Raw genomic sequence first — 24,180 nt, 5'->3', positions numbered from 1 at the left:
CTCCGCCTCGCGGTCTGTTCCGGGGGCCGGGTCAGGCCGTCTCACGGACGCAGCGGGCCAGCGTGCGCAGGCCCTCGTCCAGCTCTTCGGGGGTGATGGTCAGCGGGGGCAGCAGCTTGACGACCTCGCTCTGCGGGCCCGAGGTCTCCAGCAGGAGGCCCAGCTCGAAGGCGCGGGCGCAGACGGCCGTGGCGCGCGCCGGGTCGGCGAACTCCATGCCCCAGACCAGACCGCGGCCGCGGAACCGTGCGGTGGGCTCCTCGGCGCAGATGGCCAGCAGCGACTGCGTCACCTGCTCGCCGCGGGCCTGCGTCTGCTTCTCCATCTGGCCGTCGGCCCAGTAGGCGTCGAGCGCGGCGGCGGCGGTGACGAACGCCGGGTTGTTGCCGCGGAAGGTGCCGTTGTGCTCGCCCGGCTCCCAGATGTCCAGTTCCGGCTTGAACAGGCAGAGCGACATGGGCATGCCGTAGCCGCTGATGGACTTCGACAGGGTGACGATGTCCGGCACGATGCCGGCCTCCTCGAAGGAGAAGAAGCCGCCGGTACGGCCGCAGCCCATCTGGATGTCGTCGACGATCAGCAGCATGTCCTGGCGGTGGCACAGCTCCTGGAGCGCGCGCAGCCACTCGGCGCGGGCGACATTGATGCCGCCCTCGCCCTGGACGGTCTCCACGATCACGGCGGCGGGCTTGTTGAGCCCGGACCCCTGGTCCTCCAGCAGCCGCTCGAACCAGAGGAAGTCGGGGACCGTACCGTCGAAGTAGTTGTCGAACGGCATCGGCGTGCCGTGCACCAGCGGGATACCGGCCCCGGCCCGCTTGAAGGCGTTGCCGGTCACGGCGAGCGAGCCGAGCGACATGCCGTGGAAGGCGTTGGTGAACGAGACGACGGACTCGCGGCCCTTGACCTTACGGGCCAGCTTCAGCGCCGACTCGACGGCGTTGGTGCCGGTCGGGCCGGGGAACATCACCTTGTACGGCAGGTCGCGCGGACGCAGGATCACGTTCTGGAAGGTCTCCAGGAACGCGCGTTTGGCGGTGGTCGCCATGTCCAGGCCGTGGGTGATGCCGTCGCGCTCGATGTAGTCGATCAGCGCGCGTTTCAGCACCGGGTTGTTGTGGCCGTAGTTGAGCGATCCGGCACCGGCGAAGAAGTCGAGGTACGAGTGGCCGTCCTCGTCGGTCAGCCGGGCGCCCTGCGCGCGGTCGAACACCGCGGGCCAGCCGCGGCAGTAGCTCCGTACCTCCGACTCCAGGGTCTCGAAGACACTCAGGGCGGGCGGGGTGATGGTCACAGCGGTCTCCTGGTCGAGGGGGGTGCGACGGGCGGCGGTGAAGCGTGCTTCCGGCGGCGGAGGAGTGGCCGGGTACGCGCCGGGGGGTCGGGCCGGTGCGGGCGGTCGTTGCGTGGAAGCGGCGTCGGCCGGGGCCGCGTCGGTCGGAACTGCGTCGTTCGGGACGGCGTCGATCGCCTCGGCGCCGGGCGGCACCGCGCCGGGGCGCCGGGTGCCGCGGCGCTCGGCGCCTTGGTACGTCAGGAGTGGAACGGGCCTATGCGGTACAGCACTTCCGGCAGATGCGTGCCCTCGGGGAACAGGTCCCCGTCGAAGAGCACCTCACGCTCCAGGGGCACGTCGTGGCGCTGCGCGTAGGAGGTGAACAGCCGGTCGGACGCGGTGTTGTCCGGGGTGATGGTCGTCTCCACCAGGGCGAGCCCCTGCTCGGCGGCGACCCGGGCGGTCAGCGAGTCCAGCAGCGTGGCGGCCAGGCCCTCCCCGCGGTGGCCGTGGTCGACGGCGACCTGCCAGACGACGAGGGTCTCCGGGTGGTCGGGCCGGATGTACCCCGTCACGAAGGCGATCGGCCCGCCGTTCTCGTCGCGGGCGACGACGGAGGTCGCGGCGAAGTCCCGGCACCACAGCAGGTAGCTGTACGAGGAGTTGAGGTCCAGGACCTCGGAGTCGCGGGCAATGCGCCAGATCGCGGCTCCGTCCTCCACTCGTGGGGTGTCGATTCTGAGGAATTCACTTCGGGCACGGGCAAAATCTGCTGGTGCGGCGGTCATGTGAATTGAATTTACCCAGCAAATTTCGAAATTGCATCGAGGCGAAGGGTTGGGTCGGCGGTGACATTGTGCTATCACGCGGGCGCGTGCTCCTGCGCGAACCGCCTGCGCTTTCTCGCCATTTGACCGGAATTTTTCCGGCATTCCGGTCACCGTGTGGAGTCGGTCACAGGGTTGTAACTCTCGGGAGACGTGCCCGAATCGTGTGGATCGGTGTTCACGAAACTCTAGCGTTTAGGGTCCGGGAAAGCGGGCAGAAGAATGCGGGAAGCTGCTTCCGGTAAAGCGGCTCCCCGCATTTAATAATTCTGGTCCGCACGGCGGTGGGTGCCGCTGTGGACAGGCGGCGCAGCGGAAAGGCGGCGCTGCGGAATCTATTCGCTCGGCCAGGTTTCCGAAACGGCCTTGCGGGCAGCTTCGAAGTCGACCTGCCGGCCCGTATCGGCCAGCGCCGCCCCCAGAGCCGCGAGCGAGGAGAGCACCGCGCCCCGCGTCGCATCCACCCCGTAGTGATTGACCCGGATCATCTCCTTGGACAGCGCCCCGCCGCCCGCGATGAGCGGCAGCGAGGGGTCCGCCGCGAGCGCCTGCGCGACCAGTTCGGCGGCGTCGACTCCCGCCGGGGCGCGCAGCGTCGTGGCCACCGGAGCCGCGTCCCGCGCGTCGTGGACGTACGGCTCCAGGCCGCCGCCGAGCGCCTGCGCGCCGGCCCGGGTCGCGGCCGCCGCCGCCGCGTGGCGGGCCATCAGCGCATCGAGCCCCTCGGCCTCGATCCGCTCCACGCACGCCTCCAGCGCCAGCATCTCCAACTGCGCCGGGGCGTGCAGCAGCGCCTTGCGGCCACCGTCGATCCAGCGCTCCTTCCAGTCCAGGAGGGACAGGTAGGAGCGGCGCGGGGCCCGGGGATTGGCGGAGATCCGCTCCCAGGCCCGCTCGCTCACCGACACCGCCGACACCCCGGCCGGCCCGCCCATCGCCTTCTGCGCGCCGATCACGCACAGGTCGACACCCCAGGCGTCCGGCAGCAGCGGTTCGGCGCCCACCGAGGCGACGGCGTCCAGCATGAAGAGCGCGCCGTGCTCCCGGACCACCTCGCCGATCTCCGCGACGGGGTTGGTGTTGCCGGTCGCCGCCTCGGCGTGCACCAGCGACACGAAGTCGATCTCCGGGTGCGCGGCCAGTGCCCGTGCGACCTGCTCGGCGGTCACCGCGGTGTGGAACGGCACCGCGAGGTCGACGACCTCGGCGCCGCAGTCCCGCAGCCAGTTTCCGAAGGTCTGTCCGTACGGGCCCGTGACGATGTTCAGCGCGGCCGAACCGGGCCGGGCACCGCCCCGGATGCAGCCCTCCAGGGGCAGCAGCGCCTCGCCCTGCATGATGACGACGTCCTGCTGCGTGGCGAGAAGACCGGCCACCCGCCGCTCGATGGCCGCGAAACGCGCGGCGGTGAGCGGGGCGAGGTCGAGGAAGGGGTGCGTCACGGTGGTGCTCTCTTCGGTTCGGTCGGCGGTTCGGTCGGCTGTTCTGCTCACGAACGGTGCTCCGTCGAGGGTACCGAGGGCCTCGTACAGTGCGGCATATGAGTGATCAGGAGCAGCGGGTGCTGCGGGTGAAGGGGCGGGTGCTCGTCGGTCCGGACGAGATCCGGGACGAGCTGTGGGCCGTGGACGGACGGATCACGTACGAGCGGCCGCCGGGTGCGGACGGGGCGGTGACGGTCACCGGGTGGGCGCTGCCCGGGCTGGTCGACGCGCACTGCCATGTGGGCCTCGACCGGCACGGTCCGGTCGACTCCGCGACCAGTGAGAAGCAGGCCCTCACCGACCGGGAGGCGGGCACGCTGCTGATCCGGGACGCCGGGTCGCCCTCCGACACCCGGTGGATCGACGACCGCGAGGACCTGCCGAAGATCATCAGGGCGGGCCGGCACATCGCCAGGACCCGCAGGTACATCCGCAACTACGCCCATGAGATCGAGCCCGGCGACCTGGTCGCGTACGTGGCGCGGGAGGCCCGGCGCGGGGACGGCTGGGTGAAGCTGGTCGGCGACTGGATCGACCGGGACGCCGGTGATCTGACCGCCTGCTGGCCGCGCGGCGAGGTCGAGGCGGCGATCGCCGAGGCGCACCGGCTGGGCGCCCGCGTCACCGCGCACTGCTTCGCCGAGGAGGCGCTGCGCGATCTCGTGGAGGCCGGTATCGACTGTATCGAGCATGCGACCGGCCTGACCGAGGACACCATTCCACTGTTCGCCGAGCGCGGTGTCGCGATCGTCCCGACGCTGGTCAACATCGCCACGTTCCCCGATCTCGCGGCGGGCGGCGAGGCCAAGTTCCCGCGCTGGTCGGCGCATATGCGGCAGCTGTACGAGCGCCGCTACGACACCGTCCGCGCCGCGTACGACGCCGGGATCCCGGTCTACGTCGGCACCGACGCGGGCGGCTCGCTGGCCCACGGTCTGGTGGCGGCCGAGGTCGCCGAGCTGGTGAAGGCGGGCATCCCGCCCCGGGAGGCCCTCGCCGCGACGGCCTGGGGCGCCCGGCGCTGGCTGGGGCGGCCGGTCCTCGAAGCGGGCGCCCCGGCGGATCTGGTCGTCTACGACGAGGATCCGCGCGCGGACGTACGGGTACTGGCGGCGCCGCGTCACGTCGTGCTGAACGGGCGCGTGATCGGCTGACCGTCCGGGGGCGGGGTGCCGGCACACGGGGGTGCGGGCGCCCTGGTGTGCGGGCGTCGCGTTGACAGGCAGTGACCGCAGGGGTGCTTGGCTCGTTTACGCACTTCTGCGCGCACCCCGGAACGGTCAACACCCGTGCCGCTCGCACGCGGTGAAACGGGTGACGTGAAGGAACGCACGTGCCGAAAGATTCGAATACGCACGCTAAAACCCCTCTTTGGGGTGAACTCACCGCAGGTATCCGCGAGTTCACCCTCCGTGCGTAAAGATTCACGGAGTCGAGGCCACCGGCGCCCGCGATGTCCCCCATTGGACGGCGCCGGTGGCTCCATGTCTCTTGTGGGGGTTCCACCATCTTGAACAGCAACACCTTCCGTCTCGCCGCCCTGGCGGTCGCCGCGGCTCCCGTCGCCCTGCTCGCCGCCGTCCCCGCGCAGGCAGCCACCGCGACGGCCACGGCCACCGGCGAGGGCAGGGCGAGCGCGGTCGTGCTCCGTACCGCACTGAACGTCTCACTCCTGAACAAGACGATCGAGGTTCCGCTCAAGGCCACGCTCAACGAGGTACAGGCGCCCGCCAGCGCGAAGAAGACCGCCCTCAGTGTGCGGCTCGACGGCGTGGACCACGGACAGCCGTTCAGCGTGCTGCGCGCCGATGTGGCCACGGCCGAGGCCACCGTGGGCAAGCACAAGGCGCAGGGATACACCAATCTGGCGAAGGCCGCCGTCCATCTGCCCGGACTGCCGCTGCTCCCGCTCATCGAGGTCGAGAAGGTCACCTCCAAGGCGGTCTGCGAGGTGGGCAGGAAGCCGGTCGCGGAGTCGAACGTGCTGGGCCATGTGTCGGTCCTGGGTACGAAGGTCACGCTCACCGCGGGCGGGACGACCCGGGTGGAGGTGCCGGGCGTCGGTGAGGTGACCCTGGACCTGTCGAAGACCAGCACCACCTCGCGGACCGCGGCCGCGGCTGCGCTGCAGCTCAGGGTGTCCGTGAATCCGCTCAAGCTCAACGTCGCCGATGTGCAGGGAGATGTCACGCTGGCCGAAGCGACCTGCGAGACACCGAAGGCGACCGACCCGGGAGGCACCGACGGCGGCTCCAGCGGCAGCGGCGGCTCCAGCAGCGGCGGTTCGAGCGACGGTGGTTCGAGCGACGGTGGCGCGTCCGGCAGCGGTGGCTCGACGGACGGCGGTTCGACGGGCGGCAAGGGGGACGGCGGCCCGGACGTGAAGACCCAGACGGGCTCGGGGAAGGCCCCGGCGACGGAGAACCTCGCCGAGACCGGAGGCAGCTCCGCCACCCCGTACATCGCGGGCGGCGCGGCACTGCTGCTGGCGGTCGGCGCGGGAGCGACGGTGATGGCCCGCAGGCGCGCCCAGAGCTGACCCGACCGCAGGGCGTCCGACCCGAAGGCATCCGACCCGAAGGGGGCGGGGTCCGAGGGGCCGGGGCCTGAGAGGACGGGGGCCTGAGGGACGGGGGGCTTGAGGGCGGCGTTTCCTGGGGAGGGACGCCGCCCTTCGGGGCGGACCTACGGCCCGGCCCTGGGAGCCCTCAGGACAGAGGTCTCGCGGGCAGGGCCTGAAGCGCCTGATCGAAGGCCTGGAGGAAGCGGTTGGTCGTCACCCGGTCGCGTACGGCCAGCCGCAGCCACTCCGGCCCGAGGCCGGGGAACGTGTCCCCGCGCCGTGCCGCGAAGCCCAGCAGCCTCAGCCGCTCCCGTACCTCGGCCGCCCGCTCCAGTCGCAGCAGGACGAACGACCCCTCGGCGGGCTCGACCGCCCGTACCTCGCCGAACTCCGCCAGCCCGGCCAGCAGATGGGCCCGGTCCACCGCGATCCGGTCCGCCGCCCCGGCCGCCTCCACCAGCGCCCGCGGCTCCATGCAGGCCTCGGCCGCCGCCAGCGCCGGGGACGACACCGGCCACAGGGGCTGTGCGTCGGCCAGCAGCGCGATGGTGGCCGGGTCGGCCAGCACATAGCCGATCCGCAGCCCCGCCAGCCCCCAGGTCTTGGTGAGGCTGCGCAGGACGACGAGCCCGGGGATGTCCGTACGCCCGCACAGCGCCTCCCGCTCGCCGGGGACCGCGTCCATGAACGCCTCGTCGACCACCAGCGTCCGCCCGGGGCGCGCCAGACGCTCCAGGACGGCCGCCGGGTGGAGCACGGACGTCGGGTTGGTCGGATTGCCGACCACCACCAGATCCGCCTCCTCGGGCACCGCCGCCGGATCCAGCCGGAAGCCGTCCTCGGCGCGCAGCAGCACCCGCCCCACCTCATGACCGGCCGCCCGCAGCGCCGCCTCCGGTTCGGTGAACTGCGGATGCACGACGACCGGACACGCCGCCGGCAGCGCGCGGGCGATCAGCACGAACGCCTCCGCCGCGCCCGCCGTCAGGAGCACCCGTTCCACCGGGAGCCCGTGCCGTCCGGCCACCGCGGCCCGCGCCGCGGCCCCGTCCGGATAAGACGCCAGCGACACGAGCGAGGCCGCTATCCGCTGCCGCAGCCAGTCCGGCGGCGTATGGGTACGTACGTTGACGGCGAGATCGGTCAGATTCCGGTCGCGCACCTCCGCGTCACCGTGGTGCCGGAGATCCGGCTCGGTGCTCGGGACTGACTTCGTGGGGGGATTCATGGCTGCCATGGTGAAGGCGCCCGTCCCGTCCGTCACCGGCGGGGTGGAACTTTTCCGGTCAGGGGTCGCAAGGGTGGCCGGAATCCGACGGGCCACCGCACAGGTCACGGCCCCCTTCGGAGCCGTCCCGCGCGCCGACCGGGTCTTGGCGACCAGCAGTTCGTCCGCGTCGATCAGCGCGGCGGCCTCCGCGACCGAGGGAGTCCCCACGGCCGCCCCCGGCGCGCCCGAGGGGTTCGGAACGAGGACCCCGGCCAGCGCCTCGGCCGTATGCGTCCGCACCGGTACTCCCAGCCGCGCCGCGGCCCCCACGATCCCGGGTTCGGCGGCCTTGGCCTCGACGGTGGCCAGTTCCACGACGTCGGCCGCCCGCAGCCCCGCCGCCAGCAGCGTTTTCTCGATCAGGCCCAGCACCTCGTCGAGCGGTGCGCCACGACGGGCGCCGACCCCGACGACGAGCGTTCCGGTGAGGGGGACCGGGCAGGGGCCGGCGGCTGCTCCGTGCATGGGCGGAGTCCTTTCGTACGCCGGCCCGGGGGCCGGGTGTTGCGGGGGGAAGGCGGGACGGGTGGGCGGCCGGCGAGGGGTGATGGGCCGGAGCCGGTAAGGGCGGCCTGAGATGCGGGAACGGGGGTCAATCGGCTAGCAAGGGCCCATGGCGGTGTTCGTCGCGCTCGGCGCGTTCCTGATGACTCTGGCCGGCGGCTGGGTCGCTCAACGGGTGACCGACCGCCGTCACCTGGTGCTCGGCTTCGCGGGCGGGCTGATGCTCGGTGTGGTCGGCCTCGACCTCCTGCCGGAGGCGGTCGAGGCGGCGGGCGGGCCGGTCTTCGGCGTCCCCGCCGCCCTGCTGCTGTTCGTGGGCGGGTTCCTGGTGGCCCATCTGGTGGAGCGGCTGCTCGCCGTACGCCAGGCGGCACACGGGGCGGGCGAGGAACGGGTGCCGCAGGTGGGGCTGACGGCGGCGGCCGCGATGGTCGGCCACAGCCTGATGGACGGAGTCGCGCTCGGCGCCGCGTTCCAGATCGGCGGGGGCATGGGCGCGGCGGTCGCGCTGGCCGTGATCAGTCATGACTTCGCCGACGGATTCAACACGTACACCATCACCAGTCTCTACGGGAACGCCCGCCGCAAGGCGCTCCTCATGCTGTTCGCGGACGCCGTGGCTCCGATCGTGGGCGCCGCGACGACACTCCTGTTCACCCTTCCGGAGGAACTGCTCGGCTGTTATCTCGGCTTCTTCGGCGGCGTACTGCTCTACCTGGCCGCCGCAGAGATTCTGCCCGAGGCACACCACGACCATCCCGCCCGGTCCACATTGCTCTGCACGGTCGGGGGAGTGGGCTTCATCTGGCTGGTGGTGGGCATCGCCGAGTAGGCCGTACCCGCCGGGCCTCCCACCCGACGGCGGCTCACCGGCCGGTTCCTCATCCCCCGGAGGACGCGGCGCACCGCTCGACGAAGCGCCGTGCCACCCCGGGCGAGGACGCCCAGTGCGTGTGCAGATAGCTCGCGTGCACGCCCCGCTGCACGAAGCCCTCCACCCGCCGCTCCGGCTGATGCATGCCCCACGCGGGCACCGGCCCGGCGCCCGGCTCCAGCACGGTCCGGTGGAACTCATGACCGCGCAGCCGGGTCCCCGCCACCGCCAGCGAACTGTCGGAGACCGCCACCGCCTCCCGGTAGCCCAGCGTCAGCCGCTCCGACATCCGGGCCTCGGCGTCCAGCACCCCGCACATCGGGCGCCCGTCCAGCTCGCGCGCCAGATACAGCAGCCCCGCGCACTCCGCGGCCACCGGCGCACCGCTCAGCGCCAGCCGGGTCACCGCCCCGCGCAGCGGCTCGTTGGCCGACAGCTCGGGGGCGTACATCTCCGGGAACCCGCCGCCGATCACGAGCCCCGCCGTGCCCGCCGGGAGCTTCTCGTCGCGCAGCGGGTCGAAGACCGCGACCTCCGCGCCCGCAGCCGCCAGCAGCTCGGCGTGTTCCGCGTACGCGAAGGTGAACGCCGCCCCGCCCGCCACGGCCACCACCGGCCGGGTCCCGGGCGCCGGGTGGCGCTCGGGCTCCCACGCCTCGTCCGGCAGCGGGGGAGCCGTCCGGGCCAGCGCCATCAGCGCGTCGAGATCGCACCCCGCGCGCACCCGGTCGCCCATCGCCGCCACGGCCTCGACGGCATCGGTCTGCCGCTCGGCCACCGGCACCAGGCCCAGATGGCGCGAGGGCGTCGCGAGCCGCGAGGCCCGCCGCAGCACCCCGAGCACCGGCAGGCCCGACTCGTCCAGCGCGTCGCGCAGCAGCGCCTCGTGCCGGTCGGAGGCCACCTTGTTCAGGATCACGCCGCCTATCCGCACCAGGGGGTCCCAGGACGCGAACCCGTGCACCAGGGCCGCGACGGAACGGGACTGCGAGGAGGCGTCGACGACCAGCACGACGGGCGCCCGCAGCAGCTTGGCGACCTGAGCCGTGGAGGCCAGTTCCCCCTGCCCCGAGGCACCGTCGTACAGCCCCATGACGCCCTCGACGACGGCGAGGTCGCAGCCGTCCGCCCCGTGCGCGAACAGCGGGGCGATCAGATCCGTCCCGCACATGTACGCGTCGAGATTGCGGCCGGGCCGTCCCGTCGCCAGCGCGTGGTAGCCCGGATCGATGTAGTCCGGGCCCACCTTGTGCGGGGACACGGCGAGCCCGCGCGCGGCGAACGCCGCCATCAGACCCGTGGCGACCGTGGTCTTGCCGCTGCCGGACGCCGGAGCGGCGATGACCAGACGGGGAACACTCACCACTCGATGCCCCTCTGGCCCTTCTGCCCGGCGTCCATCGGGTGCTTGACCTTCGACATGTCGGTCACCAGGTCGGCGGCCTCGATCAGCTGGTCCGGAGCGTTGCGCCCGGTGATCACCACATGCTGGGTGCCGGGACGGTTCCGCATCACCTCGACGACCTCGTCGGTGTCGATCCAGCCCCAGTGCATCGGATAGGCGAACTCGTCCAGGACATACAGCTTGTACGTCTCGGCCGCCAGGTCGCGCTTGACCTGCTCCCAGCCCTCACGGGCCTTCTCCTCGTTGTCCAGCTGGTTGTCGCGCTGCACCCACGACCAGCCCTCGCCCATCTTGTGCCAGGCCACGGTGCCGCCCTCGCCGCTGGCCCCCAGGACCTTCAGCGCGTTCTCCTCGCCGACCTTCCACTTCGCCGACTTCACGAACTGGAACACCCCGATCGGCCAGCCCTGGTTCCAGGCCCGCAGCGCGAGACCGAACGCCGCCGTCGACTTCCCCTTGCCGATGCCCGTGTGGACGAAGAGAAGCGGGCGGTTGCGCCGCTGACGGGTGGTGAGCCCGTCGTCCGGTACCGATGTCGGCTGTCCCTGTGGCATTACGCGGCCCTCCCGGCTGTGGTGACGTCCTTGACGAGCCCGGCGATCGAGTCGGCCCGCAGCTCGTCGAGCGTGACGGCGGTACCTCCCAGATCCCGGGCGAGTTGTGCGGCGAGCCCGAGGCGTACGATCCCCGACTCGCAGTCCACGACGACGGACGCGGTGCCCTCGGAGCGGTGCAGACGCCCCGCCCGCCCGGCCAGCGCCACCGGTTCGGGACCGCCGGTCGCCCGGCCGTCCGTCACCACGACGAGCAGCGGCCGCCGCGACGGATCACGCAGCCGCTCCACCCGCAGGACGTCATGGGCCTTCAGCAGTCCGGCGGCCAGCGGCGTACGCCCCCCGGTCGGCAGCGATTCCAGCCGTGCCGCCGCCGCGTCCACCGACGAGGTCGGCGGCAGCGCCACCTCGGCGTCCTTGCCCCGGAAGGTGACCAGGCCGACCTTGTCGCGCCGCTGGTACGCGTCCAGCAGCAGCGACAGCACCGCACCCTTCACCGCGCTCATCCGCTGCCGGGCGGCCATCGAACCGGAGGCGTCCACGACGAAGAGCACCAGATTGCCCTCGCGCCCCTCCCGCGTCGCCTGCCGCAGATCGTCCCGGCGGACGACGAGGCCCCGCCCGGACCGCCCGCGGGCGTGCTGGTGCGGCGCCGCGGCCTGCACGGTCGCCGACAGGTGCAGCTTCGTCAGGGCACCCTGCGGGCGTCGCGACCCGGTCGTACGGCCGTGCTCGGTACGGGCCCGGGAGCGCCGCCCCGCGGCGCCCTCGCCGAGACCCGGCACGCTCAGCATCCTCGTCCGGAACGGCTCGGCCGAGGCCACGGGCTGCTGCTCCGCACCGGCGGAGCGGCCGGGCGCGTCGGTGCTGCCCTCCTGGGCAGGTCCCGTCGTACCGCTGCCGTCGGCCTGCGGCGGCACCCCGCCACCCCCGCCGCCGTCGTCGCCCCCGCCCCCGTCACCGGGGCCGTCCGGGTGCGGACCGTCGGGATCCGGGTCGTTGCCGCCCTCGCCGCCCGCCTCGTCCCCGGCGGCCTCCTGGAGCGTGTCGTCCAGCTTGTCCTCGTCGAGGCCGGGCGCGTCGAACGGGTTGCGGCGACGCCGGTGCGGGAGCGCCAGGAGCGCGGCCTGCCGCACGTCCTCGGCGAGCACCTCCTCGCGCCCCGCCCAGGCGGCCAGGGCGGTCGCCGTACGCGCCATCACGATGTCGGCGCGCATGCCGTCGACCTCGAAGGCCGCGCAGGTCGCCGCGATCTGCCGCAACACGCCGTCGCCCAGGACGACCCGGGGGAGCAGGGCGCGCGCGGCGGTGATCCGGTCCCGGAGGGCGGCCTCCTCCTCGGCCCACCGGGCGGCGAACGCGACCGGGTCGTCGTCGTGGGCGAGCCTGCGCCGCACGACCTCGACCCGCTGATCGGTGTCACGGGACGCGGCCACCTCGACCGTGAGCCCGAACCGGTCCAGCAACTGGGGCCGCAGCTCGCCCTCTTCGGGGTTCATCGTGCCGACCAGCAGGAAACGCGCGGCGTGCCGTACGGAGACGCCCTCGCGCTCGACGTACGAGGCCCCCATCGCCGCCGCGTCCAGCAGCAGGTCCACCAGATGGTCGTGGAGCAGGTTGACCTCGTCCACGTACAGGATCCCGCGATGCGCGTCCGCCAGCAGCCCCGGCTCGAACGCCTTCACGCCCTCCGAGAGCGCCCGTTCGATGTCCAGCGCGCCGACGAGCCGGTCCTCGGACGCGCCGACCGGCAGCTCCACGGTCCGCGCGGCCCGCGACACGCCCGTCCCGTCCCCGTGGGGCCCGTCGGGACACGCCGGATCGGGCGCCCCCGGGTCGCACGAGAAGCGGCACCCGGGCACCACGGAGACCTCCGGCATGAGCGCGGCGAGCGCCCGCACGGCGGTGGACTTGGCGGTTCCCTTCTCGCCCCGTACGAGCACCCCGCCGACAGCCGGACTGACGGCGTTCAGCAGCAGTCCGAGCCGAAGATCGTCCTGCCCGACGATCGCGGTGAAGGGATACGGCGTACTCACAGGGCCTCCTTGTTGACATCCGACACTTCAAGGGCCGCTCCGGGCCCGTCCGGCGCTCCGGGCCCGTCGGGCCCGCGCACCGCGTTCCGGGCCGTACCGGGCCCGTCCGGCGCTCCCGCGTCCCGTGCGCCCGCGGACGCGCCCCCGCCCACTCCGGGCGCCCCCGCCCGCGGTGCCGCCACCCCCGGTGCCCCCGGGGCGATGAACGGCAGTCCCGCGGGCGCGCCGCCCTCGATCAGCCGCCACAGCGCGTCCGTGTCCGCGTGTTCCTCCACCAGATCCCCGAGCCGGTCCAGCTGCTCCTCCCGCAGCACCCCGAAACTCGTGTCCGGCGCGGCGACGAACCGCCGGCCCGCCGCCCGTGCGACCTCCGCGAGGAACCGCCGCCGGAACGCGTCGCTCTCCAGCGACCCGTGCCAGTGCGTCCCCCACACGGCACCCACCCGGCAGCCGTCCAGGAACGGCTCACCGCCGCGCACATCGGCGACCCCGTGGTGGATCTCGTATCCCTCCACCGGCTCGCCGAGCGCCGTACCGGCCGGCCGGGCGAGCGTCTTGGCCCGCTCGAACCGGATGCGTACCGGCAGCAGTCCCAGCCCGTCGACCACCCCGGCCCGCGACTCCACCGCGTCCTCGATCCGCTCCCCGAGCACCTGGAACCCGCCGCAGATGCCGAGCACCGGCCGTCCCTCGGCCGCCCGCCGCACCAGCGCGTCGGCGAGACCCCGCTCGCGCAGCCACGCCAGTGCCCGCACGGTGCCGCGCGTGCCGGGCACGATCACCAGGTCCGCGTCGGCCAGCTCCTCCGCCCGGTCCACGAACCGCACCACCACGCCCGGCTCGGCGGCCAGCGCGTCCACATCGGTGAAGTTCGACATCAGCGGTACGGCACACACCGCCACCCGCAGCACGTCCTCGCCGTGCGGCGGCGCGACGACCGACTCCCGTACGGCTCCGCGCATCGAGACGCGCAGGCCGTCCTCCTCGTCGATGCCCAGCCCGTGCGCGAACGGCAGCACCCCGTAGGTCCGCCGCCCCGTCAGCCCGTACAGCATGTCCAGGCCCGGCTCCAGCAGCGAGACATCGCCGCGGAACTTGTTGACGAGATAGCCGGCGACCAGTGACTGGTCCTCGGCGCTCAGCAGCGCCGTCGTACCGAAGAACGAGGCGAAGACGCCGCCGCGGTCGATGTCGCCGACGACCAGCACGGGGAACCGCGCGGCGCGGGCTATGCCCATGTTCACGATGTCGGTGCGCCGCAGATTGATCTCGGCAGGACTGCCCGCCCCCTCGCAGATCACGGCGTCATACGTGCCCCGAAGCTGCTCCAGGCAGTCCACGACCGTCCCGAGGAGGGCTTCCTGCCGTCCCCCGTGGTAGCCGCGGGCGCTCATCTCACCGACCGGCTTCCCCATCAGGACGACCTGGCTGGAGCGGTCGCCGCCGGGCTTGAGCAGCACCGGGTTCATCAGCGCGGACGGCTCGACCCGGGCGGCCTGGGCCTGCATCGCCTGGGCGCGCCCGATCTCCGCGCCCTCGCGGGTGACGAACGAGTTGAGCGACATGTTCTGCGCCTTGAACGGCGCGACCTTCACGCCCCGGCGCACGAGCCACCGGCAGATCCCTGCCGTGACGACGCTCTTGCCCGCGTCCGAGGTGGTCCCGGCGACCAGGAGTCCGCCGCTCATTTCGCTCTCCGTCCCGCGAGCAGCCGGCCCGCCACGCATACGCCCAGGGCCAGCGCGCCCACCCGGCGCGACAGCCGTACCGCCCGTTCGATGTCGGCGCTCTCCACGGCCCGGCCGGCCGCCCCGTTGAGCACGGGCCGGTGCTCGACCCGCCCGGCGTACGCCAGGGTCCCGCCGAGCCGTACGCCGAGCGCCCCCGCGAACGCGGCCTCCACCGGCCCCGCGTTGGGGCTCGGATGGCTGCCCGCGTCGGCCCGCCAGGCCCGTACGGCCGCACGGGGCCGTCCTCCGGCCACCACGGCCAGCGCGGCCGTCAGCCGGGCTCCCGGCCCGCCCGCCAGGTCGTCCAGGCGGGCCGAGGCCCAGCCGTAACGCCGGTAGCGGGGCGACCTGTGGCCGACCATGGCGTCCAGCGTGTTGACGGCCCGGAAGCCGACGAGCCCGGGGACCCCGCCCAGAGCGCCCCAGACGAGGGCGCCGACGACGGCGTCCGAGGTGTTCTCGGCGACGGACTCGACCACGGCGCGGGCGATCTGCTGCCCGTCCAGCGAGTGGGGGTCGCGGCCGCACAGATGGGGCAGCCGTTCCCGGGCCACGTCGAGGTCCCCGGCGGCGAGCGCACCGGAGACGGCGCGCGCCTCACGGCCCAGCGACGTACCGCCGATCACGGACCAGGTGGTGGCGGCGGTCAGCGCGACGGCCAGGGCGGGGCGGTCCCGTACGGCGCGGGCGGCCAGCGCGGCGGCCCCCACGGCGCCGCCGGCGCAGACGAGGGTGTGCAGGGCGCCCCACCCGCGGTGGTCGCGCCAGAGCAGGCGTTCGGCCCTTGCCGCGGCCCGGCCGAACCCGGCCACGGGATGTCCCCGGCGGGGGTCACCGAGCAGGGAGTCGGCGATCAGGCCGGCCGTGGCGCCGTACGCGAAGATGCGGTCGGCACGCATGGCTCAGCCGGCCGGGGTACGGGAGATTCCCGCAAGGGGTGACACAGGTTCCGGCGCACGGCAGCCAGGCATGGCGTATGTCCTCACTCAGGGTCCGCGCCCTGGTTCGACGTGACCGGCGACGAGAGTCTCCTGGCTTCCGGATCCGCAGTTCCCCCGGCCTTCCAGTCCGCGTGGGCGGACCGTGACTTCCGATGGGGGACTGCTCCCCGGTGACAGTGGCGGGACCGCGCCGGATTCGCACCGGCTTCCTCTGCTGTCGCCGTAAACGGCTCCGGCAGTCCACCACGCTGTGAGAACGCCCGTCAACTTGCCGTTGACCTGCGGAGCCGCAGTGTGCGCAGACGCACACCGGGCCGGACACACAGTGTGTGTCCGGCCCGGTGGAGGTGCGGTGTTCCGGTCAGGCGACGATCAGATAGATCCCGTACGTGACCGCCGCCGCGCACAGCGCGAAGCAGAGGTACGCGCCGGCGCGGGCCGGGGTGAACGAGCCGCCGGAGGCGCCGTTCCGCGCCGTCGACGCCTGCTTGGAGAGGCCGACGATGCCGAGGGTGAAGAGGCCGACCAGCGCCACGGTGACCACGAGGCTGACGCCGAAGACGGAGGCGAGAGCTGCCCAGTCGATGTTCATACGGATCTGTCCTTACACCGTGGCGGGCCGCGCCGGATCGGCGGGCGTACCGGCCGGAGCCGGGATGGTGGACGTGAGGTCGGGACCCGTGGTGCCGACGGGCGGCGGGGTGACGGCGGCGATGGCCGTGGTGACGACGCCCGCGGGCTCGTCCTCCGGGCCGCCGCCGGTGACGTTGGTGTGGTCGACCGGCTTGCGGCGCGACAGCAGCCAGATGGCGCCGGAGCCCGCGACGAGCAGGACGGCGACGACGCCGACGCCCCAGCCGCCCTGCTTGGTCAGGAACTCCGCGCCCGCGCCGACCAGGCCCGCGGCCGGCAGGGTCAGTCCCCAGGCGACGAACATCCGGGTGGCCGTGGACCAGCGGACCACGCCCCCCTGACGGCCGAGGCCCGCGCCCATCACGGCGCCGGAGCAGGACTGGGTGGTGGAGAGCGAGAAGCCGAGGTGGGAGGAGGCCAGGATGACGGTGGCCGCACTGGTCTGGGCGGCGAAGCCCTGCGGCGGCTTGAGGTCGGTCAGGCCGCTGCCCATGGTGCGGATGATGCGCCAGCCGCCGAGGTACGTGCCCAGGGCGATGGCGACACCGGCGGAGACGATGACCCAGACCGGCGGGTTGGAGCCGGGGGCGAGGACGCCGCCGGTGACCAGGGCCAGGGTGATGATGCCCATCGTCTTCTGCGCGTCGTTGGTGCCGTGGGCGAGCGAGACGAGACCGGCCGAGGCGATCTGCCCGGCCCGGTAGCCCTTGGCGGTCGACTTCAGCTGTCCCTCATCGGTGACCTTGCGCCCGATGCGGTACGTCAGCTTCGTGGCCAGCAGCGCGGCGAGACCGGCGACGACCGGCGCGGCGATGGCGGGCAGCAGCACCTTGGTGACGACGGTGCCGCCATTGATCGAGGACCAGCCCGCCGACATGACCGCGGCGCCGATGAGGCCGCCGAACAGGGCGTGCGAGGAACTGGAGGGCAGGCCGACCAGCCAGGTCAGCAGATTCCACAGGATGGCGCCGACGAGCGCCGCGAAGATGACCTCGGTTCTGAGGCCGTCCTCGTTGACGATCCCGCCGGAGATCGTCTTGGCGACCTCCACCGACAGGAACGCGCCGATCAGGTTGAGAACGGCGGACATCGCCACCGCTGTCTTGGGCTTCAGGGCGCCGGTCGAGATGGTGGTGGCCATCGCGTTGGCGGTGTCGTGGAAACCGTTCGTGAAATCGAACACGAGAGCTGTCACGATCACGATCGCGAGCAGCAGCGTGATGTGTTCCATTTACCCAGGCAATCGTTCGACGTCAGTGGCTCGTGGACCGTAGGCAACCTGGGTGAACGGAAGATGAACTGGGCGGGGCGCTGTGGTGACCCGAAGCGGATGGAATCCCCTCCGCTTGTCTGCGTACGAGGTGGGGCGATGCACCTGGGGCGGTGCGAGGACTGCTCTTTGCCGGGCCTTGGCGAACATTTGGGGACGCGTTTTTTCACCCGGAAGAGATTCCGGTCACCCGGCGTCCGGTGTCACCCCCGCCGCCCCGGCGCAGCCCTTAGGGTGCCCCGCATGAGCGTGAGCGATCAGCCTCGGGAAGAAGCGATCGAACGGGCCTGGCGGGGCGTGGTCGACACCGCTCGCCGGTCCGCGGCCGACGGGCTGGTCGTCGGGACCTCGGGCAATGTCTCGGCACGTGTCGGCGGGACCGTCCTGGTCACCCCCAGCGGGGTGCCCTACGACCGGCTCGGCCCGAAGGACGTGGTCGGCGTCGACCTCGAAGGGCGCCGGGTCCTCGGCGATCTCGCCCCGACCAGCGAACTCCCCCTCCACCTGGCGGTCTACCGCAACAGCGACGCGGCAGCCGTCGTGCACACCCACGCGGTGCACGCCACCGCCGTTTCCACCCTGGTCGAGGAGGTCCCGCTGGTGCACTACGCGGCGGCCATGCTCGGCGGCCCCGTACGCACCGCTCCCTACGCGCGCTACGGAACGCGGGAGCTGGCCGACAACATGCTCGCGGCCCTGCGCGACCGCACCGGCTGCCTCCTGCGGAACCACGGCACCGTCACCTACGGCGACAGCCTCGACCAGGCGTACGACCGCACCGCGCAGCTCGAATGGCTGTGCAGGCTCTGGCTCACCGCTAGCTCCGTACCGGGCCACAGCCCGGCGCTGCTCTCCCCGGCCCAGCTGCGCGAGGTGACCGAGGCCCTGAAGGGGTACGGCCAGCCCGGCTGACCCTCCCGGGCCCGCACCGGACCACGCCGAGCCCCGCCCGGCGCCGGGCCCTCCCGGCCCGCACCGGACCACGCCGAACCCGCCCGCCGCCGAACCCTCCCGGGCCCGCACCGGACCACGCCGCGCCCGCCCGCCGCCGAACCCTCCCGGGCCCGCACCGGACCACGCCGAACCCGCCCGGCGCCGGGCCCTCCCGGCCCGCACCGGACCACGCCGCGCTCCGCCTGGCGCCGAACCCTCCCGGGCCCGCACCGGACCACGCCGCGCCCGCCCGCCGCCGGGCCCCGCACCGGACGGCCCCCGCCCGCTGGCACCGGGCCGGGCCCGCCACGACACTGAAGCAGTGCGCCCGGCAACAGCGACGGCAGCGGCCGTCACCACGATCCTCGGCGTCGGCGCGGCTGCGGTCGCGGCCGGCCGGTACGCCAGCGACGCCGCCCTCAAGGTGCCGTCCGGCCGTCCCCTCCCCGCCGACCGCAGACTCACCGTGCACGCCACGGCGGCCGGACAGGTCACCCTGACCCGCTCGTTCGCCGCGCTCCGGCCCGGTACGTACGGGCTGACCGGCCCCGGTGTCCACGCCGTCGTCGGACCGGTCGTCGACCAGGCGCCGCACGCCCCCGACACCGTCGTCCGCAGACTGGAACGGGTCGGCCACGGGGCCCTGGAACCGGGCGCCAAGGTCCGCATCACCCCCGAGCTGTACAGCGGCGACCCGGGCAGCGCCCTCGGCCTCGACCACAAGGAGGTCGAGATCCCCGGCGAACTCGGGCTCCTGCCCGCCTGGTTCGTCCCCGGCGCCCGCGACACCTGGGTGATCACCGTGCACGGCCTCGGCACCACCCGGGCACACCCCATGAACCTGATGGCCTTCCTGCACGCCCAGCGGCTGCCGGTGCTCGACCTGGCCTACCGCGGCGACGCGGGCGCCCCGCGCTCCACCGACGGCCTCGGCCACCTCGGCGCGTCCGAATGGCGCGACCTGGACGCCGCCATCCGCTACGCCGTGCGCTACGGCGCCCGGAGCGTCGTGCTGCACGGCTGGTCGACCGGCGCCACGATGGCACTGCACGCCGCAGCCAACTCCGCGCTCCGCGACCGCGTCAGCGGCCTCGTCCTGGACTCCCCGGTCATGGACTGGCAGGCCACCCTGCGCGCCCTGGCCGTGGCCCGCGGCGTACCGGCCGCCCTGCTGCCGCTCGCCGTCCGGGCCGCCCAGGGACAGACCGGGCTGCGCGACGCCCCGCTCCTGGACACCTCGCTGCCGGCCGCCCTGCGTGCCCCGACACTGATCTTCCACGGCCCGGACGACACCCTGGCCCCCTGGCAGCCGTCGCGCGAACTCGCCGCGCGCCGCCCCGACCTGGTCAGCCTGCACCCCGTACCGCAGGCTCCGCATGCGGCGATGTGGAACGCGGGTCCAGCACCGTACGAGGAGGCCCTGCGGCGCTTCCTCACGCCCCTGATGTGAGGCGATGAGCGGAACCCGGCCGGCCGCCGGCGGGCCGACGAGCGCCCGCACGGACCGGTGAACCGGCTTCCGTTTGGGCTTTCGGGCCGTCAGAGGCAAGACTGCTCCCCGTGACGTCCCGTACCCCGCGCGACTCCAGGCTGCGACTTGTCCGCCCGCGACCCCTTGCCACCGCCCGCAAGGCCGTGACCACCCGGCGCACCAGGCCGGCTCCCCGGCCTCCCGAGGGCACCCCGCCCCGGACGGAACTGGCCCGCCAGGCCAGGGCGGTCCTCGCCGATTCCGTACGGATCGCCCACTGGGCCGCCGACGGCACGAGCCCCGGCGCCGCCCCGCTCGCCGCCCAGGCCCTGGAACGGGCGGCGGCCGCACTGGAACTCTCCCCGGTCCAGGTACGCGCGGGCTGGGACCGCGCCCGGCTGGCCGGACTCGTCGAACTCCACGGCGACACCGCACGACCCGGCTGGCGGCTGCGCGCCTGGGACCGCGACGACTCCGCCGTGCTCCGCGGCTGGGTGGCGCTCTTCGACGCCTGGTCGCTCGTCCACGCCGCACCCGAGGGCATCGAGGCCACCGCCGTCGCCGAGGCCGTCGAGGCCGTACCCCAGGTGCTCTCCCTCCTCCAGCTCTCGGCGGGCCCGGTCACCGTGCCCGCACTCCTGGACCTCCTGGGCCAGCGCGTCGCGGAGCTCCACGAAGAGCGGTGCGAGGTGCCCTACGGCCCCGAACAGCCGCCCGCGCAGAGCGCCCCGGCCATCGAGCACACCGACCCGGCACAGGAAGCGGATCTCAACGCGCTCCTGCTCGACTGGGCGCTGGAGGGGCTGGCCGCGGTCGGGGCCCTCACCCTCGGCGCCGGGCACGCCACCCTGACCCCGCTCGGCAACTGGGCGGTCTGGGTGAAGCTGGAGCAGATCTGCGTCGCCGCCCAGAGCCCCGCAGGGAACATCGAGCAGTCCGCCGCGGACATGCTGCTCGGCTGCGCCCGGCTCACCCCGGGACCGGCCCGCGACGAATACCGGGCCTGGCTCGCCGCCCGTCCGGTCGGCAGCGCCGTCACCGAACTGCTGGCCGTCGCCCGCGGCGAGGACGCGCTGCTGCGCGGCCTGGCCTTCGAGGCGCTCCGCGTCGTCGGCGCCCCCGCCGAGCCCGTGGTGCGCTCCGTGGCCACCGATCCGACGCTGCGGCCCTACGCGCTCCTCTGGCTCGCCGAGTACGAGGGCGCCGATCCGGACGACGCCCAGGAGGTGCTGAGCCGGGAGGAAGCCACCTGGCTCTGGGTCGACACCGCGGCGGCCGTCGCCGACCACGGGGAGACCGGGCTGCTGGTCCGCCACCTCGACTCCGCCGTCCAGGGCACCGTCCCCGCCCTGCTCGACGAGGTCAGGGCCGTCGGCCACCCGCGCACCGTCCAGGTCCTGGTCGCCCTGGCCGCCGCCCACCCCGACCCGGCCCTGGCCAAGGCGGTACGCCGCGCGGCCTTCCAGGTCCACACGGGCGGCGCGTAGACGCATCGGGCCGGGCAGGGTCCCGCCCGCCGTCCTCAGGCCCGGACCGCAGGCCCGGACCGCACTGCCGCCAGAGCGGTCCGGGCGTCGGGCGATCAGCGAGTCCAGGCGTCAAGGAGTCCGGGCGTCAGGGAGTCCGGGCACCCGGTGCTCGGGACGCACAAGCCCCCGCCCGGCCTCCGGCCCCGTACGCCCGACGTCCTGCGCCGGCACCCCACCGCTCCTGCGCCCTACCGCTCCTGCGCCCTACCGCTCCTGGGCCCCATCGCTCCTGCGCCCCGACGTCCCGGCGTCCGAGGAGTCAGTCGGCGGATCCCGGGGCGTACGTCCCGAAGCTCCAGATGTTGCCCTCCCCGTCGCGCGCCATGTAGTCCCGCGAGCCGTAGTCCTGGTCCGTGGGCGGCATCAGGATCTCCACGCCGTGCGCCACCGCCCGCGCATGGTGCTCGTCCACCTCGTCCACGACCACGTACACTCCGGCCGGGCCCGCGCCCGCCATCGCCTTGGCGAAGACGCCCTCGCGGCCCTTGGAGCCGAGCATCACCCGGCCGTTGCCGCACGACAGCTCGGCGTGCAGCACGCTGCCGTTCTCCCCCTCGTACACCGCTTCCTCGGTGAAGCCGAGCCCCTGGGTCAGTGTCCTGATCGCGGCCTTCGCGTCGTCGTACAGAATCGTCGGATAGATCGTCGGTACGCCGTTCGCCACGCCTGCCATCACGCTCACCCACTTCTGCCGTTCACACCGCATCGTTGTGATCTGCGTCTCAGTCTTCCACCGACCACTGACAACGCCCTCCCGGAGGGCATCCGCGCAGGTGGCGTCGCCGAACCGACGGGATGCCCCACCTCCGGCCCCGGCGGGCGAGGACCGTGCCGTTCCGGGCCCGGCGCCGGGCGGTTCGTCCCCACGAGCACGCGGAAAAGCAGTTGCACACCACCAGTAGAATGGGCCGTATGGCCATTCTCCTTGTGCATTAGCGGCGTCGAGAGACCTCCGCCCTCGTCCCTCCGCCGTCCATCACTGCCCTGGAGTTTTTCCCGTGATCACCGCTTCCGGCATCGAGCTGCGCGCCGGCGCCCGCATCCTCATCGAGTCCGCCTCCTTCCGTATCGCCAAGGGCGACCGCATCGGCCTGGTCGGCCGCAACGGGGCGGGCAAGACCACCCTCACCAAGTGCCTCGCGGGCGAGGGCACCCCCGCGGGCGGCACCATCACCACGTCCGGCGAGGTCGGCTACCTCCCGCAGGACCCGCGCACCGGCGACCTCGACATCCTCGCCCGTGACCGCATCCTCTCCGCCCGCGGTCTCGACGAGATCCTGCGCAGGATGCACGAGAACGAGGACCGGATGGCGAACGGCAAGGGCGCCACCCGCGAGAAGGCGATGAAGCGGTACGAGCGCCTGGAGACGGAGTTCCTCACCAAGGGCGGGTACGCCGCCGAGGCCGAGGCCGCCACCATCGCCGCCGCGCTCAACCTGCCCGACCGGGTGCTCGGCCAGCCGCTGCATACGCTCTCCGGCGGTCAGCGCCGCCGTGTGGAGCTCGCCCGCATCCTCTTCTCGGACGCGGACACCCTGCTCCTCGACGAGCCCACCAACCACCTGGACGCGGACTCGGTCGTCTGGCTGCGTGACTACCTCAAGTCCTACCGCGGCGGCTTCATCGTGATCTCCCACGACGTCGAGCTCGTCGAGACCGTCGTCAACAAGGTGTTCCTCCTCGACGCCAACCGTGCGCAGATCGACATCTACAACATGGGCTGGAAGCTCTACCAGCAGCAGCGCGAGGCCGACGAGAAGCGCCGCAGGCGCGAGCGCCAGAACGCCGAGAAGAAGGCCGCGACCCTCAACGCCCAGGCCGACAAGATGCGCGCCAAGGCCACCAAGACCGTCGCCGCCCAGAACATGGCCAAGCGCGCCGAGCGCCTGCTGTCCGGCCTGGAGGCCGTCCGGGTCTCCGACAAGGTCGCCAAGCTGCGCTTCCCCGAGCCCTCCCCGTGCGGCAGGACCCCGCTGATGGCGGAGGGCCTGTCCAAGTCCTACGGCTCGCTGGAGATCTTCACCGACGTCGACCTCGCCATCGACAAGGGCTCCCGCGTCGTCATCCTCGGACTCAACGGCGCGGGCAAGACCACGCTCCTGCGCCTCCTCGGCGGTGCCGAGAAGCCCGACACCGGCGAGATCATCGAGGGCCACGGCCTCAAGCTCGGCTACTACGCCCAGGAGCACGAGACCCTGGACCCCGAGCGCACCGTCCTGGAGAACATGCGCTCCGCCGCGCCGGACCTCGACCTGGTCGAGGTCCGCAAGACCCTCGGCTCGTTCCTCTTCTCCGGCGACGACGTCGACAAGCCCGCCGGGGTGCTCTCCGGTGGCGAGAAGACCCGGCTCGCCCTCGCGACCCTGGTCGTCTCCTCGGCCAACGTCCTGCTCCTCGACGAGCCCACGAACAACCTCGACCCGGCCAGCCGCGAGGAGATCCTCGGCGCACTGCGCACGTACAAGGGCGCCGTCGTCCTCGTCACCCACGACGAGGGCGCGGTCGAGGCGCTCCAGCCGGAACGGATCATCCTGCTCCCGGACGGGGTCGAGGACCTGTGGGGTGCGGACTACCGGGACCTCGTCGCCCTGGCCTGATCCGCCGGGGATAGATCATTCGGCCTAGGCGTGATCCATCATCTGAGTGAGTGCGTCTCATACCCCGGCGTGGCGCCCGGCAGATAGCTGCCGGGCGCACCCATTTCACCTTCATCTTCCCGTACGGCCCTGACCTGGCAGTTCTTTCGGGCGGTGCTCCCAGAGGCCGCCACAGCCGCAGGGAATTCGTGATTCCGATTGTGTCGGCCGCCTCCGGGGCGGGGAATCCGCCCGCACCGACCTTGCCGAATGGCTGGCCAGGAAGCGCGGGAGGGGTGATCAT

At 73.1% G+C, this 24,180-nt stretch carries 19 protein-coding genes and 1 riboswitch; of the genes, 7 read left to right on the top strand and 12 right to left on the bottom strand.

Features of this window, described 5'->3' with window-relative positions:
• Positions 1-31: 31 nt before the first annotated feature.
• The 3 genes from ectB to OHA98_RS28275 form a co-directional block, all read right to left on the bottom strand.
• Positions 32-1,294, bottom strand: coding sequence for a diaminobutyrate--2-oxoglutarate transaminase (gene ectB, locus OHA98_RS28285; RefSeq protein WP_266929598.1), 1,263 nt, complete (start codon positions 1,292-1,294; stop codon positions 32-34).
• A gap of 239 nt (positions 1,295-1,533) precedes the next feature.
• Positions 1,534-2,064: a diaminobutyrate acetyltransferase gene (ectA, locus tag OHA98_RS28280; RefSeq protein ID WP_266929596.1), complete on the bottom strand. Its 531-nt coding sequence runs from the start codon at positions 2,062-2,064 to the stop codon at positions 1,534-1,536.
• A gap of 374 nt (positions 2,065-2,438) precedes the next feature.
• Entirely contained in the window at positions 2,439-3,545 is a 1,107-nt protein-coding gene (locus tag OHA98_RS28275; RefSeq protein WP_266930961.1) for an alanine--glyoxylate aminotransferase family protein, read from the bottom strand.
• 98 nt (positions 3,546-3,643) lie between these two features.
• On the opposite strand from OHA98_RS28275, the gene OHA98_RS28270 reads away from it, so the two are divergent.
• Together OHA98_RS28270 and OHA98_RS28265 are read left to right on the top strand one after the other, a co-directional pair.
• Positions 3,644-4,741 carry an amidohydrolase family protein gene (locus tag OHA98_RS28270; protein ID WP_266929594.1) on the top strand — a complete coding sequence of 366 codons (1,098 nt, stop codon included), beginning with the start codon at positions 3,644-3,646 and terminating at the stop codon, positions 4,739-4,741.
• A 356-nt stretch (positions 4,742-5,097) separates the two neighbouring features.
• Positions 5,098-6,126, top strand: coding sequence for an SCO1860 family LAETG-anchored protein (locus OHA98_RS28265; RefSeq protein ID WP_266929592.1), 1,029 nt, complete (start codon positions 5,098-5,100; stop codon positions 6,124-6,126).
• A 169-nt stretch (positions 6,127-6,295) separates the two neighbouring features.
• On the opposite strand, the gene cobC is transcribed toward OHA98_RS28265, so the two are convergent.
• Positions 6,296-7,885, bottom strand: a complete 1,590-nt coding sequence (gene cobC, locus OHA98_RS28260; RefSeq protein ID WP_266929590.1) for an Rv2231c family pyridoxal phosphate-dependent protein CobC — start codon at positions 7,883-7,885, stop codon at positions 6,296-6,298.
• 148 nt (positions 7,886-8,033) lie between these two features.
• Between cobC and OHA98_RS28255 the strand changes: the two genes are divergently transcribed.
• Positions 8,034-8,756, top strand: coding sequence for a ZIP family metal transporter (locus tag OHA98_RS28255; protein ID WP_266929589.1), 723 nt, complete (start codon positions 8,034-8,036; stop codon positions 8,754-8,756).
• A gap of 49 nt (positions 8,757-8,805) precedes the next feature.
• On the opposite strand, the gene OHA98_RS28250 is transcribed toward OHA98_RS28255, so the two are convergent.
• The 7 genes from OHA98_RS28250 to OHA98_RS28220 form a co-directional block, all read right to left on the bottom strand.
• Complete coding sequence (locus tag OHA98_RS28250; protein WP_266929587.1) at positions 8,806-10,164, bottom strand: cobyrinate a,c-diamide synthase; 1,359 nt, start codon at positions 10,162-10,164, stop codon at positions 8,806-8,808.
• On the bottom strand, positions 10,158-10,757 hold the full coding sequence (gene cobO, locus OHA98_RS28245; RefSeq protein WP_266929585.1) for a cob(I)yrinic acid a,c-diamide adenosyltransferase: 600 nt from the start codon (positions 10,755-10,757) through the stop codon (positions 10,158-10,160). Before cobO ends, OHA98_RS28250 begins: the two co-directional genes overlap by 7 nt.
• On the bottom strand, positions 10,757-12,793 hold the full coding sequence (locus tag OHA98_RS28240; protein ID WP_266929584.1) for a putative cobaltochelatase: 2,037 nt from the start codon (positions 12,791-12,793) through the stop codon (positions 10,757-10,759). The genes cobO and OHA98_RS28240 overlap by 1 nt, the downstream gene beginning before the upstream one ends.
• Complete coding sequence (locus OHA98_RS28235) at positions 12,790-14,481, bottom strand: cobyric acid synthase (protein WP_266929582.1); 1,692 nt, start codon at positions 14,479-14,481, stop codon at positions 12,790-12,792. Before OHA98_RS28235 ends, OHA98_RS28240 begins: the two co-directional genes overlap by 4 nt.
• Positions 14,478-15,422, bottom strand: a complete 945-nt coding sequence (locus OHA98_RS28230) for a cobalamin biosynthesis protein (protein WP_266929580.1) — start codon at positions 15,420-15,422, stop codon at positions 14,478-14,480. Before OHA98_RS28230 ends, OHA98_RS28235 begins: the two co-directional genes overlap by 4 nt.
• A gap of 125 nt (positions 15,423-15,547) precedes the next feature.
• A riboswitch (cobalamin riboswitch) is annotated at positions 15,548-15,677 on the bottom strand.
• A 148-nt stretch (positions 15,678-15,825) separates the two neighbouring features.
• Positions 15,826-16,056 (bottom strand): hypothetical protein, encoded by a 231-nt coding sequence (locus OHA98_RS28225; RefSeq protein ID WP_266929578.1) that lies wholly within the window; start codon positions 16,054-16,056, stop codon positions 15,826-15,828.
• A 12-nt stretch (positions 16,057-16,068) separates the two neighbouring features.
• Positions 16,069-17,328, bottom strand: a complete 1,260-nt coding sequence (locus tag OHA98_RS28220) for an inorganic phosphate transporter (protein ID WP_266929576.1) — start codon at positions 17,326-17,328, stop codon at positions 16,069-16,071.
• Between the two features lie 288 nt (positions 17,329-17,616).
• Here OHA98_RS28220 and OHA98_RS28215 point away from each other — a divergent pair, with 288 nt between their 5' ends.
• The 3 genes from OHA98_RS28215 (at position 17,617) to OHA98_RS28205 (ending at position 21,258) form a co-directional block, all read left to right on the top strand.
• A complete protein-coding gene (locus OHA98_RS28215) occupies positions 17,617-18,279 on the top strand; it encodes a class II aldolase/adducin family protein (protein WP_266930959.1) in 663 nt (220 codons plus the stop codon).
• Positions 18,280-18,622: 343 nt separating this feature from the next.
• Entirely contained in the window at positions 18,623-19,750 is a 1,128-nt protein-coding gene (locus tag OHA98_RS28210; protein ID WP_266929574.1) for an alpha/beta hydrolase, read from the top strand.
• A gap of 185 nt (positions 19,751-19,935) precedes the next feature.
• Entirely contained in the window at positions 19,936-21,258 is a 1,323-nt protein-coding gene (locus OHA98_RS28205) for a hypothetical protein (RefSeq protein ID WP_266930958.1), read from the top strand.
• A 301-nt stretch (positions 21,259-21,559) separates the two neighbouring features.
• Here the strand turns inward: OHA98_RS28205 and OHA98_RS28200 are convergent, their stop codons facing one another.
• Positions 21,560-21,973 carry a VOC family protein gene (locus OHA98_RS28200; protein ID WP_266930956.1) on the bottom strand — a complete coding sequence of 138 codons (414 nt, stop codon included), beginning with the start codon at positions 21,971-21,973 and terminating at the stop codon, positions 21,560-21,562.
• Positions 21,974-22,298: 325 nt separating this feature from the next.
• Here OHA98_RS28200 and OHA98_RS28195 point away from each other — a divergent pair, with 325 nt between their 5' ends.
• Positions 22,299-23,897 (top strand): ABC-F family ATP-binding cassette domain-containing protein, encoded by a 1,599-nt coding sequence (locus OHA98_RS28195; RefSeq protein ID WP_266929572.1) that lies wholly within the window; start codon positions 22,299-22,301, stop codon positions 23,895-23,897.
• Positions 23,898-24,180 lie beyond the last annotated feature (283 nt).

The organism is Streptomyces sp. NBC_00654 (genome assembly GCF_026341775.1).
GTDB lineage: Bacteria > Actinomycetota > Actinomycetes > Streptomycetales > Streptomycetaceae > Streptomyces.
This window is presented reverse-complemented; position numbering and strand designations above follow the sequence as displayed.